Source organism: Shewanella nanhaiensis, assembly GCF_019457885.1.
GTDB lineage: Bacteria > Pseudomonadota > Gammaproteobacteria > Enterobacterales > Shewanellaceae > Shewanella > Shewanella nanhaiensis.
Genome location: NZ_JAHZST010000005.1, coordinates 323,757 through 339,733, shown reverse-complemented (window position 1 = coordinate 339,733; position 15,977 = coordinate 323,757). Strand labels below are relative to the sequence as shown.

Here is a 15,977-nt window from a genome sequence, read left to right as displayed (position 1 = left end):
TTAACTCTATTTAACTTGGTTTTTCGCTACTCGCTCGATATCAACTAAGTCTAAAGTGATGTATACAGTCTCATCAAGGAATGCATCTGGTGTTTCAACCTCTTCCTCACTCTCTGAGTCAGTTTCAGTCTCATCATCACCGTCTAAACTCTTAACCATGGCCAAACCTTGGCTAACACGGCGCTCATTTAAACGATCTAATTGCTTTTTATCGTTAGCTTCACGCTCACTGATCCGCTCACTTTCTACCAAAGAAACGGTTTTCTCATCGTGATGCTTTTTAAACTCAGCAATATCTTGATAGATATAACCAAACTCAACATCTTTGCCGATACGAGCCTGATGCTTAACATCTAGGTTAGTGATTAAATTTGGGTTGATATCACCCAAAGTACCGTATTGAGCAACAGGCACCTTATCCCAAGGCAGTGCATTCTCCTCTTCCGCTTCTCCATATTCACCAGGCTCTAATGCACTAGGGAAAGAGATATCAGGAGTCACACCTTTAAGCTGAGTACTGCCGCCATTGATTCGGTAAAATTTCGCGATAGTGTACTGAACATGGCCGATCGGTTTTTCATACATATCATAAATTCGACCAAGGCTCTTGTGCTGTTGCACCGTGCCTTTACCAAATGTAGACTCACCGACAATCAAGGCTCTATCATAATCTTGAAGCGCTGCAGCAAAAATTTCTGATGCTGATGCGCTATAGCGGTCAACCATCACGCTCAGTGGACCTGAGTAGGTGACTTTGCCATCATTATCCCGATTCTGAGACACTTTGCCGTTAGCGTCTCTGATTTGAACCACAGGTCCCTGCTCAATAAACAGACCAGTTAACAAGGTTGCTTCAGTTAACGCACCACCACCGTTCCCTCTCAGATCAATGATAATGCCTTCAACTTGCGCTTCTTTCAGCTTAACCAACTCTTTAGAGACATCTTTTGAGAGGTCCATGTAGAAACCAGGGATCTGAATAACACCAACCTTACGGTTAGCGTACATGCCCTCTTCAGGTTCAATCACCTCAGATGTTGCGGCGCGATCTTCTAATCTAATTTTGTCTCTAATGATAACAACTTCAAACGGCTTAGCCGAAGAGCCGCCCTTCTTAGGTAAAATTTGCAGCACAACCTTGCTGCCTTTAGGCCCTTTAATCAGTTCAACTACATCATCAAGACGCCAGCCAATGACATCGACAATCTCTTTGCCATCTTGTCCAACACCAACAATTTTATCTTCAGGGGAAAGTTTTGCACTGGTTGCAGCTGGTCCACCAGCAACAAGACTTTTGATCACTGTATAGTCATCATCCATCTGTAACACAGCACCTATGCCCTCAAGGCTTAGATTCATCTCCATCTGGAAACGTTCAGCATTACGTGGAGAAAGGTAACTTGTGTGAGGCTCTACCGTGCGAGAAAAAGCATTCATCACACCTTGGAAAACATCTTCACTTTTTGTCTGGCTCAGTCGCTTGATTGCGTTGTTATAGCGCTTCTCAAGGACAGGAACGATCTCTTCCCATGTTTTACCAGTCAGTTTCAGGTTCAACGCATCATATTTAACGCGCTGGCGCCATAACTCATTAATTTCAGCTTCATCTTTCGGCCATGCGGCATCTTCGCGATCATACTGATATTTATCATTAGGGACGGTAAAATCGATCTCTTTATCAAGAAGAGACAAGGCGTAAGCAAAACGCTCATAGCGACGCTTCTGCACCAGATCAAACATCTTATAGGCAGGAGTCAGATCTCCACTCTTTAACATGTCATCAAACTGCTTTGAATATAAGCCAAAGCTATCGAGATCACTCTGCAGCATCACGTTACGACGGTAATCAAGCTGCTTGAGATAACGTTTAAACACCTGCTCAGAGAAAGTGTCGTCAAGATCGAATCTATGGTAATGAGAACGAGTGAAGAGACCTGTAACACGTTTGCTAGCAACTTTATGTTGCGGCTCCTGTGTTAAAGCGGGTAACTCGCTGAATGGAATTGATGGGGTTAACGCCCACGCCGAGAATCCTACAAAAATACTGGCGATTGAAACAACCAAGGGTATTTTTCGCATCAACAAGTTACTCCTTTTACTTTAAGATTATTACAGCATTATGTGCTCAACACGTACTTTAACTGTTAAACCTGAGTCTAACTGTACTTGAACATCTTCTTTCTTAATGTCAACAATCACACCGGCAACAGGTGACTTACCTAGTTTGACATTAACACGCTGGTTTTGTTTCAACTCATTTAATACCGCAGGCGTTAAATTAACAGCCGGTGCCGCTTCTTTAACTGGCTTAGGTGCAGGTTTTGTACGCTTAGGTGCGACTTTCTTAGCAGGCTTCTTACTTGCCTTTTCGCTAGCCTTAGCGGCAGTAGCTTTAGCAATACGCTTCGCTTTAGCCTTTTCTTGGCTCTCTTTAAGAGTCAACTGAGCATGTTCAATATGCTCCTGCTCTAATTCGCCACACGCTTGACCATCTAGATCGATACGTTGTGCACCCGCTTTTACGCCTTTTAGGTAACGCCAGCTACTAGTATAGCGTCTTAAAGCAATTCTCAATTGGGTTTTACTTACTTTAGAATCATCAGCCAACCTTTCAGCCAAATCCTGAAACAATCCAATCTTTAATGGCTTAGTTTCACCTTCGGCGATAAAGCACAAAGGAAATGTTTCATATAAATACGCAAGTATTGCGTTGGTGTCGGTCAACTTCTCTGTTGATTCCATCATTACTTCCACAGTTAAAAAAAGGGACTCTATCCAAACATATCAGCATAATATGTCATCAAGGGTCGTTTATATTCGTCAGGCTCAGCTGTATTCGAGCTCCAGTCTATGACTAAACATTGGGCAAGAGTACAAACGCAGCAGACATACCTTAGCAATTACAATTAACAAACGCCAAGCATTCATTCTAAGAATGAGAAACGCTTAACGCCCTTATCATTCGAATCGCCTATTATAAGCGTGACGGCCGCGATTGCGACCATCAATTGCGCGAAATTGGTTGTAGTTTAACCAAATAACGCACTTTCGAAGCTCTTAACTAAGTTTTCCAGGCCAATTTGATCTGTTTTGGTGAATCGATTCAAAATTGGGCTGTCTATATCGAGTACACCGATAAGCTTATTATTATCGAAAACAGGAATGACTATCTCTGAGTTACTGGCTGAATCGCAAGCAATATGTCCATCAAATTGATGGACATCGTCAACTCTCATCGTTTGTTTTTCTGCTGCTGAAGTCCCACATACACCTTTGCCAAGCGGGATACGACTGCATGCCACTTTTCCTTGAAAAGGACCTAAAACAAGTTGCTCATCTTTTAGAAGATAAAAACCAACCCAATTAAGTTGCTCTACAGCATCATTAATCAAGGCTGAAAAGTTTGCCATCGCTGCAACCAGATCATCTTCTCCCGAGAGCAGTGCCTGAGCCTGACGATTTAAGGAGTCATAACATTCCAGATCCATACAAATTTCCTAACACTTTATTTTTTAGTTTCTGCCTTTTTAGGCGATTTTTTAACGGTTTTTGCTGCAGAAGGTGCCACACCTTTAAGTAAACTTAATAACTCATCTTTATTTTGTGCCATATAGAAAGCTAACTTTTCGCAGACATTATCATCCAGCTCAAGTTCAGAATTCGCCACAAAAGGCGTCAATTGATCAGCGATATCAAGCATCTTGTCGTAAGCATCAGCTTCCTTCTTAGATGTGAATGTCATCTTCTCAACCCCTTCTCTGACCACGACAAATTTAGTAATTACCGCCATACCTGCCCTCATACTGTTTTTATATACAGTTACAGAGTCTCACAAAAATAACTTCTTATGCAAGTATTCTGAGAAATCTGATATAATCCAGCTGATTATCAACAGTTACTGATGCTGTATATTTAAGAATGGTTTAAGGTTCATCACTATACTAAAGCCGCGTTTTAGTCTGGTGGGATAGCTTACCCGCTCAAATGTCCATGTAAAACAGGATACCAATAAGGGATTTGAAGCCAGAGATGGAACGAGATTGTATTGATGATTGTGTGACCTTATGCCGCTCCTGTGATTTAGTGGTAACCAAGCGAGCACTTCCTTCGGGAGTTCGGGCCTTGTGTCCGCGTTGTCATACCGCCCTTTACGATACGCCATACTGCTCTATTAACGGTATGTTAGCGCTTTGCATCACTGCACTGATCTTTTTCACGCCCGCTAATTTTCTTCCCATTTTAGAGTTACATTTTTTAGGCAGTGTTAGAACAGCTACAATTGCTGAGGGAGCCATAGCCGTCGCCCATCAAGGTTACTGGATCGTGGGAATATCGGTCATGCTCACAGCAGTGATCGCACCAGGGATCCTGATCTTATCTATCTTGTCGCAGATCCTTATCATTAAATACCGTCTGCACTCGCCTTTTTTTAGAGACCTGCTTAAACGCCTATTGAAGTATCAAGATATTCTGTCTCAGTTAACCATGCTTGAGATCTACCTCATCAGTATCTTAGTGTCTGTGTTCAATTTATCTGATTTTGCCGATATCTTCTTAGGCATGGGAACGTTTTGCTTCTCTATGCTTTTTATCGTCACTCTATTTCTACAGCGTGAATATAATTTAGAGCATATGTGGAGCATGCTTGATGAGTAACATCGATGAAAATGCTCAAGGCAAGGAGATGGGGTTAACCACTTGTCCCTCCTGTAATAAACTAAATGAGCAGAAACAGACCCACTGTACCCGCTGCGATAGTCCATTAATGGTGAGAGATACCACTAGCTTACAAAAAAGCTGGGCGTTACTTATCACCGCAGCCATCTTGTTAATTCCGGCAAATATCTACCCAATCACCATGTTGACCGATCGTGGCCGTATACGCCATGACACCATCTTTACCGGGATCACACATCTAGTACAATCCGACATGTTTCCCATCGCTATTATACTCTTTACCGCCAGTATATTAGTTCCTCTACTTAAAATAGTCGGCTTAACGATCTACCTAACCGCCATCAGTTTTCGTTTGCCCATCTCCAAGAAGATGCTAATGGTAGGTTTCCATATCATTGAATGGATAGGACGCTGGTCCATGTTGGACCTATTTGTCATTTCCATCACCGTCGCACTGGTTAATATGGGGCAACTCTTGGATGCCAAGCCTGCCCCAGCCGCCACTGCATTTGCATTAGTGATTTTGCTGACACAGATGGCAGCGAAAGTACTGGACACTCGTTTACTCTGGGATCGACTGGAATCGAAAGATGACAAAAATAGAAGCACCAAAAGTCGTTAAAAAGAAACTCTTCTCTCCAATCTGGCTTCTGCCGCTGGTAGCGCTAGCATTAGGCGCTTGGTTAGGCGTAAAGAGTATTAAAGAAGCAGGTATCGAAGTGCGGATCCATTTCCCCAGTGCTACCGGTATTGATGTAGGGAAAACATTAGTCCGCTACCAAGGTTTAACGGTCGGTAAAGTGGTCGATATCAGTATTGATGACGAGCTAAAAGGCGTTAATGTCGATCTGAAAATGGATTACCGAGCCGATCCTTTTCTTAATAAAGGCACTAAATTCTGGCTGGTAGCTCCAAAAGCTTCAATTACAGGTGTTGAGGGGTTAGATACCCTATTCTCTGGCAACTATATTGCGATTCAACCCGGAAATGGAGAGTCCCAGTCTTTCTTTGAAGCAGAAGAAAATGCACCTGCTATTTTGCCTAATGAAGATGGATTAGTGATAGAGCTGACGAGTGAAACCTTGGGCTCTTTAGATGTTGGTTCTCAGCTCTTTTATCGCCAGATCCCCGTTGGACAGGTGATAAGTTATAAACTCAAAGGAGCAAGTGAGATCTCACTCACCGCCTTTATTAAGAAGCAATATGCTCATCTGGTTAAAAAAGACTCACAATTTTGGAATGTATCGGGCCTTAAGATAGATGCCTCACTCTCCGGTATAAAGATAAAAACCGAAAGCTTATCGACCATTTTGGCTGGCGGATTAAGTTTCAGCTCCTCTGAAAACTCAGAAATAGCAGAGAAAGGCCAACAATATAAGATTTATGACAATGAAGAGCTAGCCCTAGGCGGGATAGAGTTTACCTTAACCGCCGATAAGGCTGAGTCAGCCTCCATAGGCACTGCAATTGTATTTAGAGGCATCAAAATTGGCCGCATTACCGACTCTAATCTCACTGACTCTGGGGTTGAGTTTACCGCTAAGCTCAATACTGAGCATGCAGAGCTGCTTTCAGCGAGTTCCCAATTTTGGTTAGAGGGGGCAGACCTATCACTTTCTGGCGTTAAACATGCAGAGCGATTACTCACAGGTAGCGTGATTAACTTTTCGCTAGGTTCTGGTGAACCAGCATCACAATACCCTCTTCTAACAGAACAACCTGATAAGCTGGCGACATCAAAACTCACACTTACCTTAACTTCAGAGAGTAACCAAGGTATCGCAGAAGGTGCAGAGGTCAGATATAAACAGATCGCAATCGGCAAAGTTAACTCTGTAAAACTAAACAGCAGTTTGTCAGGCATAGAGTACCAGATTGAGATCTGGCCTGAATTTACTCAACTTGTAACCCAAGACAGTTACTTTGTACCTGAAAGCGCCCTCTCTATTGACGCATCCCTTGAGGGAGTTTCGGTTAAAACTCGTGATTTTGCCACACTCACCCAAGGAGCTATCAGCCTAATTCAAAGTAGCAGCAAGTCACAGGTGGAAAAAGGGGCTACCTTATCCCTGTTTGCCTCACGCCAAACAGCCGAAGAGCATTTTAAAAACCAGAACCTAATCAAGCTCACATTAAGCAGCCCAGATGGTGCAGACCTCTCCTCTGGCGCACCTGTCTATTATCAAAAGATGCAGATAGGTGAGGTCGAAAATGTTAACTGGCAAACTGGCGAGCAGAGCTTCACTGTTAACTTGAGTATTCAAGAGCAGTTCTCAGGGTTACTTAAGTCAAATACGGTATTTTGGCGAAATGGTGCCCTGTCAGTTAACGCCGCACTCACAGGTATTGAGATAGATGTAGCCCCTCTTCAAGGCGCATTAAAAGGCAGTATCACTTTGGGCTTACTCGATGAAGCTGAACATGGAGATCAAGAGCATCTCTACGCCTCTAAATCTTTAGCCTTAGCTCAAGCTAAGCCAATCAGCCTAAGCTTTCCTGCAGATGTTAAACTGAGTGCAAAAGCGCCTATTCGTTATCATGGCCATCAAGTCGGAGAAGTTGAGTCTGTGAAACTGGACAAAACTCTTGAAAACGTTACCGCTAAAGCCTACTTATATGGCAACTACGCTAAACACTTTACACAAACAGACGCCAGCTACTTTATTGTTGATGCGCAGATCTCACTATCAGGCATCACTGCTCCAGAAACCTTGGTAACGGGGCCCTATATCGGTGTCATTCCGGGAAAGAGTGAGATCACGAGTGTAAACTTCGTTGCTAAAGACACGCCAGCTAAACAACGTAAAGCTGGAGAGCTCTATTTCACACTCGAGGACAACAACCTTGGCTCTATCAAGTCTGGCACCCCTATCTTCTTCCGAGGCATGAAAATAGGCCAAGTAGACAATTATAATTTATCTGCAACAGGCAACTCAGTGCTGATGCATGCTCATATAGACAGCCAGTTTAGCCACTTGGTCAATCAAAGCAGTCAATTTTGGGACCTATCCGGCGTCAAAGTCGACATTGGTCTGTTTTCAGGCGCAAAAATAGAAACCGGTACATTAGAGACCATTCTGGCGGGTGGCATTGGCGTTGTCACACAATCTAAGACCTCAAATTCAAACCAGTTAGCGGCTGATAGTCAGTTTACACTGCAAAAGCAGCTTGATCCTGAATGGTTAAATTGGGCCCCGGAACAAAAAGCCCCATAAGCTTAATGAAAACAAATAATTTAATAAAACCAGAACAAAAGTTCTGGTTTTATTCTTTATACCTGCTAGCTTCATCAATGCTGTTTAACTATTATTTCATATACAGCAAGCTTTTTACCCAATTCACTTCAAACACAAAAATTAATTCATGTGAAGTGCCTTAGGGAGTTCCCTCATATTTAGGTGCCTTATCAATGTCCAAAGAACTTATGCAAGTCGCTGCACTCAATTTAAAAAAAGCGGTCCCCTTGATGCTCAAACATCAAATTCCCACAACACCGACTAACTACGCACTCTGGTACGCCTATGTAGGTGAACAGCAACCTGAGCTTAATGAACAGCTCGACACGATTATCAATGAGCACAACACCTGCCCTCCCTCAAATTCAACACTGCTTTACCGTGAATTTGTTGCCGATCCAGTTGAACTCGATGTCATTGATATGAGGCAAAACCTTGAAGCGATGGCCACCGAGCTCTCTCAGTCTCTTAAGGATACCAACACAGACGCCACTCACTTTCAAAAACGGATTGACAGTAACTTTGACAAACTCAACCGCATTGAGGAGGAGGGAGTCAGTCTCGAGAAAGTATTGGGTGTGGTACGGAATCTAGTAAAGGAGTCCGATGAGATACGTTCGAGCACCGAGTATTTTACAGGTCACCTTAAACGAGCCCAACAAGAGATTGAGGCATTAAAGGCGCAACTGAAAAAATCAGAAAAAGATGTCCTATTCGATGCTTTAACTGGCGTGTTAAATCGAAGAGCTTTCGACTCAGATCTAAAAGGCTCCCTAAGCCAATCCCCAGATGGGCTCTGTTTGATTCTTATCGATATCGATCATTTCAAAGCCTTTAACGACAACTATGGCCACCAATTAGGGGATCAAGTATTAAAAGCGGTCGCTAAACGTCTGGGGGAGTCATGCAGAGAGGGAACCAAGTTGTACCGTTACGGAGGAGAAGAGTTTGCCGTTATCACAGCCAATAGCCAGCTAAGAAAAGCCAGACACTTGGCAGAAGCGATGCGCAGAGCCCTTGAAAAGGTCTCACTAAAAGACAGACGAAAAGATGCCATGATCAACAATATCACCGCCTCTTTCGGTGTCGCACAATGGGATCCTTCACTATCTGCCACCCAGTTAATAGAGCAATCGGATAAACTGCTCTACGAAGCCAAGCGATTGGGCAGAAACCGAGTAATGCCAATTGCCAGCTAACCGATAACTTCAGCATAGACAATAAAGCGGAGCGGGCCGCCAGTTGTTAGGGAGTGGAACGGATAACAAGTGATTAAAGTGAGTCGTTTATCTGAGTCAGAATTAAGTACTTGGGTATCAGACTCATGCACAACTTGGGTTCCCACCACTTGGTAGAGCACTTCTGTTCCGTCGCTCTCCTGCAGCTTAATCCGTTTGCCCTGTTTCACCCCCTCCAAAATGGAGAAATGGGTATCATTGTGACCAGCAATAATTCGACTCTCGCCGCGCCAGCTCTCTCTACCATCTTGAAGCTGAGCTGGACCGAAAGCCAAATTTCTACCCGATGCCCCTTCAAGTACATACATGGAATGTCCAGTAAACAGCCCCGATTTACTGCCTTGCTCATCGATAAATGTCATCTGGGCAACCGGGTAAGTATCAGCCCAGCTCCACGGTTTATGTGGTTGTTGATCCACCAGTGTTCGCTTCCATGCCTGTTCAATAAGGTATTGGGCAAAATGTGCTTTAGCTTGCATATAGACTCCCTGACCAAGAAATATTCCCACAAAAACAAGTAATATGAATATGATTGCTCGGTGAAAAAACACTGACTTAGGCATCTCTCCTCTCCTGAGAGCTCAACACTAAGCCAAATGCACGGTAGTAACTCAGAAGATAGATCCCCAACAAACTCAATAATAGACCACCAATTAAGATAAACAGTCGACTCGCAGTTCCTGTTTGAGGTAGCGTTGCTGGCGGCACCCAACCATATGGGATAGCAGATAACAGCTCAACACTCTTGCTCTTGATGCCACTAGCTCTAGCTGGAGTCATCTCAACGGCCACTAAACTTGTATGAGCACTGACCAAGTGATAATCCAGAGCCAACGCGGTGATCTGCTGTTTCACTCTCTGCTCATTCACCCCGTTCTTACTCAAATCAAGAGCTGCGATCTGCTTCCTTGCCCAGATAAGATCTAAGCCTAACTCTGGCTTTCTCTCCTTCAGTGACACACTTTCCTGCCAGTACTGTCCCCCTATGGTGCCAGATACGATAAGTTCAGTCGGAGATGATACATGCTGCGTCGAGTTCATCTTTATTGCGACCAACAAAGGCTCTTCAGCATAGAGATCTGGGATCACGGCAGGCCAATAATCAGGAACTCTATTATCGGCATACCTCAGTTTAATATCGGTCAACTGGGGGCGCTCTATCTGATAAAGCAGTGATTCAATTTTACTCTGCACCTCATCCAGCTTACCTATGTAAGTGAACGTGCCTCGCCCAAACTCTGCCGCTCTGCGCATAAAGTGTGAATTTGGCGCTGAGCCTATGCCTAAGGTGAACAATCGGCTTTCACCTATCTTCTGCTTAATAAGCTGGAACAGGACTTGCTCATCTCCAACGGAGCCATCAGTCATAAATAGCACCTGACGTAGCCTTTCACTGCCAAGCTCTTCAGCCTCAGTATCTTTGTCTAACGCAGCATTGAGTGCCAATCGCATCTCAGTACCGCCATTAGCCTTAAGTGAGCGCACATACTGATTAGCCAAGCCTATATTTTTCGCTGTAGCAGGCAGAGAATAAGGCGATAGCGCGCCAACGTTCGAGTTAAACTCAATCACATTAAAAGTATCCTTGGCTTTTAACCCAGCAAGGGCATAATTAAGGGCACGTTTTGCTTGCGCAATCGACGCTCCTGACATAGAGCCAGAGGTGTCTATCACTAAGATAAGCTCTCTTGAAATAGATACATCTAGCTTCTGCGCTAAAGGTGGCAACAGCATCAGCAAGGCGTAATCATCCTCCACAGCTTTCGTCCTGCTAGCTTTTAAACTCGCTTTAGCATCAGTAGGAGCGACCTGTATCTTAGAAGATAACGAGTGTGTTTTACCCTGCTGAGAGAAAACAGCTGCTGTAGGTTTAGTTTCAATCTCTGGTCGCCAGTTCAATACAAAATCTCGATCAGCCTTTACGCCGGTAAGTGACACTCGATAGCGAGAATCACTTAGCTGAGTGCGACTTACCTTATGATAGGGACTCGATATCAAACTTAATCCCACTCCAGCATCTAGCTCAACCTCAATGCTCACTTTGGCAGCAGAATCTATTCCAATGCTATCGCTATGGGCTGCGTAGTTTTCAATCGCATCTAAGGTGTTTGAGAAGCTAACACTGCCACTCTTTTTATCCTGCATTGAGACTGGTGAGAGGTATCGCGGATTCACCACCATAGGAAACCTAAGGCTAAACTCCCCTTTTTGATAGGACACCAACTCTTGGTAACTGATCTCCACCACCAAAGCCTCACCAGGTCCTAAGTTGGCTACTGAGGTGGTGAAGATATTAGGAGTAGATTGAGAGACTAAGCTGGCACGTTTACCTGCTTTTTTCGCCATTTCAAACTGTTTTTTTGCTTTGATCTTTTCCTTAATCTGCCCCTCTATGATCTTACTGCCAACTTCTAAGCGCATATGATCCACCGCAGCTTCATCAGGCAGTGGGAATTGATAACGGCCATTTAGCCAGTGTTGAGTGTCATTACGAAATACCTGCCTAACATTGACCCGATTTGTCCAGCCCGACACCTTCATTTCAACTTGTGTCGTTAGTGGTAAGCTCACATGCTCTTCACCATCGCCGGAGTGATAGATCAAGCTTGCTTGGCCACCCTCCGACCTCTGCTGAGCATAACTGAACAGACTCAAGCAAGATAACACTCCAATAGTGAGTATTCTAATGACTGCCGCCCCCCTAAAGGGGGCAAGCATGGTGAGTAAATAAGGCGCCAAACTTAATGCCAAGAACCCGCTATTATCCATTTTCATCACAATAATCCTTTATTATCTGAGCTGATTATTGGTTTGCAGCGAGTGCAGATCCATTTGAGATGAGCTTTATATTCACCCTTCGGTCAAAAAAGTCATTTTCGAAACTCTGATCTTCAGTCAAGGGCGCGCTGGCCCCGAATGCCTTATAGGATAAACGGCTCTCATCGACGCCTTGGGAGACAAGGTAGGATTTGACTTCCGCTACCCGCTGCTCTGATAACGCTTGGTTATAGGTTGAGTCACCTCTTCTGTCCGCGTAGCCTGTCATGTCTAATCTCAGCTCTGGTGAGATAGAGACAGCATAGGCCAGATCATCGAGTTGACGCTTAATGTGAGGTGCAAGTTCAGAGGATCCCGTTTTAAACTGGATATTGAGCCCCATGGCAAGCTCAGTTAACTTCTGGTCTTGAGCCAACTTTAACTCTGCTAACTGCTGCTGGGCTTCGTCATATTGACCCGCAATAACAAGCAAAGATTGTTTATCGCTACTCAACGCGGCAATTTGTGATTGTTTCTCGGCAATTTTGGCATGCTGGGCGTCAATCTCAGAATCATCCCCAACCGACTTACCCAATAATGCTCCAGTAAATGCACCAATAATGGCGCCTACAGGTCCGCCAACAACCGCGCCAAGCACTATGCCTGAAGTCAATCCCACTAACTCCTCGTTATGCTCTCTCTCATCAAGCTGCTCCTGTGCATATGTCGCATTTGAGAGAGTTAGGCTGCTCATCACTAAAAGGGCAATTATCTTCTTATTCATTTTTCTATTCCTATCATGGGAGATTAAAGATTGAACGAGTGAACTATCACCGCTCAACATCTGTTTCGATAGGTCAATTAAACAGGAGATAAATGGCCGATACAGGGAGGAAAAATGACATTACAGGTATCAATTGTGGCAACAAAATGGCAATCGTTATCAGCATCTTTAATCCGTAAAAATTTCCTGTATAGTCACTGACAAAGGTCTTTTAGACGCAGATTAAAGTGCAATAGGCTCAGTGTTCATTCATAACTGTTCACGCCTGATCAACATAGACAACAGTAGAAGGTAGAGATTGATGAAACGTATCGCCATTGTGGAAGATGAAGCAGCCATACGGGAAAATTATAAAGAGGTACTACAGCAGCAAGGCTATAGCGTTCAGGCATACGCAAATCGTCCCAGTGCCATGCAAGCATTTGCCACCCGTTTACCCGACTTGGCCATTATCGATATCGGCTTAGAGGATGAGATTGATGGCGGCTTTACGCTTTGCCAGTCCCTTAGAGCTATGTCTAGCAACCTACCCATTATCTTTTTAACCGCCAGAGACAGCGACTTTGATACCGTCTGTGGCCTGCGTTTAGGGGCCGATGACTACCTGAGTAAAGATGTGAGTTTTCCTCACTTAATCGCCCGATTAGCCGCACTGTTCAGGCGCGCTGAACTGCAGGGAAAATCACTCGAAGTCGAGAACCTGCTCGAAAGAGGCGCGTTAACCATTGACGCTAATCGCATGCAAGTTTTTTGGAATCAAGCGCCGATAGAGCTCACCGTCACTGAATTTTGGATGGTGCATTCACTGGCGAAGCGACCAGGACATGTTAAAAACCGCCAAGACTTGATGCAGGAGGCTAAGATATTTGTCGACGACAGCACCATCACCTCCCATGTAAAAAGAATAAGAAAGAAATTCATCGCCCAAGATGCTGAATTTGATTGCATAGATACGGTTTATGGCATGGGATATCGATGGGAGCCTCAAGTCAATTAATGAGATATTATCATTTCTGTCCCCCCTCAATATCGGTAGCTTTATCTATCCATCAACAGAGAAACTGGCATGTTTAACCTCCCCATTGGCCTAAGAACAAAAGTTGCCATACTCTCTCTGTTTCTGCTCTGTCTCCCCTGGCTTGGCTATCAATATGTCTGGGAGATGGAGAAGTATCTACGCCATGGTCAGGAGAAAACCTTAGAGGGCACGACTCAAGCCCTCGCTACCGCCCTGCATGAAAGGCCTAAACTATTTGATAGTCAAGCAAGCTTTCTGACTCAAGTACAGCAAGGCAGAGATCTCTACGCCTACCCACTCTCAGGGCCTATTCAGTTAGATGGGAAGCTAGCTGATTGGGCATCTTATAGACATAAGAGTATAAACTACGGCGACAATCATCAGATATTCAAAGCCGATCCCGATGCACCTCTAAGCATCAACTTTACTCATATGGTCGGTAAATACGCAGGTTACCTCTACGGCTTCTTTGAAGTCACGGATCCCAATGTGGTGTACCGTGGCAAAAATACCCTTAATATCGATCGAAATGACCATCTAGCTATCGCCACCTTGGCACCCGATGGAAAATTCAGACGTTATATCGTTGCCACAACAAAAGATGGTTGGATCAGCGCATTTGAACTGCCTGAGGATCCTGCGCTTTCTACCCCTGTCACTCCTGAAATTAAAATCCAGGGTAAATGGAGAAAAACAGAACAGGGATATAATGTTGAGCTGCGGATCCCACTGGAGATGGTGGGCAGCAAACTGGGCTTTGCCATCTATGATGTTAACGACAGCAAAACCGGTGAACTAGAAGCGATTGTGGGCACCTCTGCCATTGATGATGTTGATAAGCTGGGCACAGTGCTTGTCCCCTCACCAGAGATAGAGAGCATCATCAAAGGGATGAGTCATAACAGCTCACGGATATGGGTGGTCGACAAACATGGCCGCGTACTTGCAAAATCTGGGGACATTCGCACCAGTAACAGTGTCTGGACTCGCACAGTTAAAGAGCCGAAAAACCCTGGATTCTGGGGAAGGTTTAAACAAAAATACCTGCATCCGCTCTACTACCGGATCTTAACCACACCGCCTAAAGATTTTATCGACTCTTTACAGGACTCCACCGTTCTAGGCGGCAGTCATATTAAACAAGCCTTATCGGGAAAACAGGGATCAACTTGGCGATTAACCCCCGATAATAAAGCAGTGATTTTAGCTGCTGCCAGTCCTATCTGGATAGACGATAAGGTGATGGGAGCCGTGATCTCAGAAGAGACCACACACGGGATCAGAACGTTGCGAAATAAGGCGTTAGAGAAACTCTTTAATGTCATTATTACTATCATGAGCATGGGTACATTAGCGCTGTTTTTCTTCGCATCAAGTATCTCAAGCCGGATCCGAAAACTCAGAGATGAAGCCGAAGAGGCCATCGACAGCCAAGGGCGAATTAAACAGCACATCAAGGGATCTAAAGTCCGTGATGAGATAGGTGATCTCTCCAGAAGCTTTGCCAATATTGTCGGCCGTTTAGGCCAGTACACCCACTACCTTGAAAACATGAGTTCAAGGCTTTCACATGAGTTAAGAACCCCGGTCGCCGTGGTTCGCTCTTCACTGGAACACCTTGGCCTGCAATCGCTCGATCCAGACAGCCGTAAATATGTTGATCGGGCACAAGAAGGGGTAAGTAGGCTCAATATGATCTTAAATAATATGAGTGAAGCTACCCGACTAGAGGAGAGCTTATCTAAAGCGGAACTTGATACTTTCCCCCTCTCAAAAGTGATCAGTGGTTGCGTTCAGGGTTATCAGCTTACCTACCCCAATAAAGAGTTCATCACAGATATCTCAGATGAGGATTTGATGATGACAGGGGTACCTGAATATATAGCCCAGTTGATGGATAAACTCATCGCCAATGCCCTAGAGTTCAGTTTAGAGAATACCCAAATCTCGGTTTCACTCTCGGCCAAAAATCGCTTAGCGCAGCTCTCTATCCGTAATCTAGGTCCAGAGTTACCGGAAAATATGGCAGAGCAGATATTTGAATCTATGGTCTCTGTCAGGCAACAGAAAGCACAGGAGAAGCCACACCTTGGCTTAGGTCTCTACATTGCGCGGCTAGTCACCGACTTTCACCATGGAAAGATCATCGCCAAAAACCTCCCTGTAGATGAAAATGATAGATCAGTCACAGGTGTGGAGATACGGGTGAGCTTGCCGCTTGATTAGTGGGTAGCATTTTACCTATCAATCTTCACTTTCATTTAGCC

General features: G+C 44.5%; 13 protein-coding genes. 6 read left to right on the top strand and 7 right to left on the bottom strand.

Annotation, left to right across the window (positions count from 1 at the left end; all coding sequences use genetic code 11):
• Positions 1-6: 6 nt before the first annotated feature.
• The 4 genes from prc to K0625_RS09825 all read right to left on the bottom strand — a co-directional run bounded on the left by prc (position 7) and on the right by K0625_RS09825 (position 3,790).
• Positions 7-2,079 (bottom strand): carboxy terminal-processing peptidase, encoded by a 2,073-nt coding sequence (gene prc, locus K0625_RS09840; RefSeq protein ID WP_220109523.1) that lies wholly within the window; start codon positions 2,077-2,079, stop codon positions 7-9.
• A 30-nt stretch (positions 2,080-2,109) separates the two neighbouring features.
• Entirely contained in the window at positions 2,110-2,742 is a 633-nt protein-coding gene (gene proQ / locus K0625_RS09835) for an RNA chaperone ProQ (RefSeq protein WP_041417597.1), read from the bottom strand.
• Between the two features lie 287 nt (positions 2,743-3,029).
• Positions 3,030-3,488, bottom strand: coding sequence for a free L-methionine (R)-S-oxide reductase MsrC (locus K0625_RS09830; protein WP_220109522.1), 459 nt, complete (start codon positions 3,486-3,488; stop codon positions 3,030-3,032).
• Positions 3,489-3,505: 17 nt separating this feature from the next.
• The gene (locus tag K0625_RS09825) at positions 3,506-3,790 is read right to left on the bottom strand and encodes a YebG family protein (protein ID WP_220109521.1); all 285 of its coding nucleotides are present in this window, start codon (positions 3,788-3,790) and stop codon (positions 3,506-3,508) included.
• 239 nt (positions 3,791-4,029) lie between these two features.
• Here K0625_RS09825 and K0625_RS09820 point away from each other — a divergent pair, with 239 nt between their 5' ends.
• The 4 genes from K0625_RS09820 to K0625_RS09805 all read left to right on the top strand — a co-directional run bounded on the left by K0625_RS09820 (position 4,030) and on the right by K0625_RS09805 (position 9,112).
• Positions 4,030-4,656, top strand: a complete 627-nt coding sequence (locus K0625_RS09820; protein ID WP_220109520.1) for a paraquat-inducible protein A — start codon at positions 4,030-4,032, stop codon at positions 4,654-4,656.
• On the top strand, positions 4,649-5,299 hold the full coding sequence (locus K0625_RS09815) for a paraquat-inducible protein A (protein WP_012324757.1): 651 nt from the start codon (positions 4,649-4,651) through the stop codon (positions 5,297-5,299). The genes K0625_RS09820 and K0625_RS09815 overlap by 8 nt, the downstream gene beginning before the upstream one ends.
• Positions 5,268-7,892, top strand: coding sequence for an MlaD family protein (locus K0625_RS09810; RefSeq protein ID WP_220109519.1), 2,625 nt, complete (start codon positions 5,268-5,270; stop codon positions 7,890-7,892). The genes K0625_RS09815 and K0625_RS09810 overlap by 32 nt, the downstream gene beginning before the upstream one ends.
• Before the next feature lie 194 nt (positions 7,893-8,086).
• Complete coding sequence (locus K0625_RS09805; protein WP_220109518.1) at positions 8,087-9,112, top strand: GGDEF domain-containing protein; 1,026 nt, start codon at positions 8,087-8,089, stop codon at positions 9,110-9,112.
• Here the strand turns inward: K0625_RS09805 and K0625_RS09800 are convergent.
• Genes K0625_RS09800 through pdsO form a run of 3 tightly spaced genes read right to left on the bottom strand, consistent with a single transcriptional unit; the run spans position 9,109 to position 12,692 of the window.
• Complete coding sequence (locus K0625_RS09800) at positions 9,109-9,714, bottom strand: class GN sortase (RefSeq protein ID WP_220109517.1); 606 nt, start codon at positions 9,712-9,714, stop codon at positions 9,109-9,111. The genes K0625_RS09805 and K0625_RS09800 overlap by 4 nt on opposite strands.
• Positions 9,707-11,926 carry a marine proteobacterial sortase target protein gene (locus tag K0625_RS09795; protein ID WP_220109516.1) on the bottom strand — a complete coding sequence of 740 codons (2,220 nt, stop codon included), beginning with the start codon at positions 11,924-11,926 and terminating at the stop codon, positions 9,707-9,709. Before K0625_RS09795 ends, K0625_RS09800 begins: the two co-directional genes overlap by 8 nt.
• 28 nt (positions 11,927-11,954) lie before the next feature.
• A complete protein-coding gene (gene pdsO, locus K0625_RS09790) occupies positions 11,955-12,692 on the bottom strand; it encodes a sortase-associated OmpA-like protein PdsO (RefSeq protein ID WP_220109515.1) in 738 nt (245 codons plus the stop codon).
• A gap of 301 nt (positions 12,693-12,993) precedes the next feature.
• Here pdsO and pdsR point away from each other — a divergent pair, with 301 nt between their 5' ends.
• Positions 12,994-13,689 (top strand): proteobacterial dedicated sortase system response regulator, encoded by a 696-nt coding sequence (pdsR, locus tag K0625_RS09785; protein ID WP_220109514.1) that lies wholly within the window; start codon positions 12,994-12,996, stop codon positions 13,687-13,689.
• Positions 13,690-13,758: 69 nt separating this feature from the next.
• Complete coding sequence (pdsS, locus tag K0625_RS09780; protein ID WP_220109513.1) at positions 13,759-15,936, top strand: proteobacterial dedicated sortase system histidine kinase; 2,178 nt, start codon at positions 13,759-13,761, stop codon at positions 15,934-15,936.
• The last annotated feature ends 41 nt before the right edge of the window (positions 15,937-15,977 follow it).

Coding starts and splice junctions, on each gene's coding strand:
- pdsS (WP_220109513.1), top strand. CDS start 13,759: ATGTTTAACCTCCCCATTGGCCTAAGAACAAAAGTTGCCATACTCTCT.
- K0625_RS09830 (WP_220109522.1), bottom strand. CDS start 3,488: ATGGATCTGGAATGTTATGACTCCTTAAATCGTCAGGCTCAGGCACTG.
- K0625_RS09805 (WP_220109518.1), top strand. CDS start 8,087: ATGTCCAAAGAACTTATGCAAGTCGCTGCACTCAATTTAAAAAAAGCG.
- pdsR (WP_220109514.1), top strand. CDS start 12,994: ATGAAACGTATCGCCATTGTGGAAGATGAAGCAGCCATACGGGAAAAT.
- K0625_RS09810 (WP_220109519.1), top strand. CDS start 5,268: ATGACAAAAATAGAAGCACCAAAAGTCGTTAAAAAGAAACTCTTCTCT.
- K0625_RS09795 (WP_220109516.1), bottom strand. CDS start 11,926: ATGAAAATGGATAATAGCGGGTTCTTGGCATTAAGTTTGGCGCCTTAT.
- K0625_RS09825 (WP_220109521.1), bottom strand. CDS start 3,790: ATGGCGGTAATTACTAAATTTGTCGTGGTCAGAGAAGGGGTTGAGAAG.
- prc (WP_220109523.1), bottom strand. CDS start 2,079: ATGCGAAAAATACCCTTGGTTGTTTCAATCGCCAGTATTTTTGTAGGA.
- K0625_RS09815 (WP_012324757.1), top strand. CDS start 4,649: ATGAGTAACATCGATGAAAATGCTCAAGGCAAGGAGATGGGGTTAACC.
- proQ (WP_041417597.1), bottom strand. CDS start 2,742: ATGGAATCAACAGAGAAGTTGACCGACACCAACGCAATACTTGCGTAT.
- K0625_RS09800 (WP_220109517.1), bottom strand. CDS start 9,714: ATGCCTAAGTCAGTGTTTTTTCACCGAGCAATCATATTCATATTACTT.
- K0625_RS09820 (WP_220109520.1), top strand. CDS start 4,030: ATGGAACGAGATTGTATTGATGATTGTGTGACCTTATGCCGCTCCTGT.
- pdsO (WP_220109515.1), bottom strand. CDS start 12,692: ATGAATAAGAAGATAATTGCCCTTTTAGTGATGAGCAGCCTAACTCTC.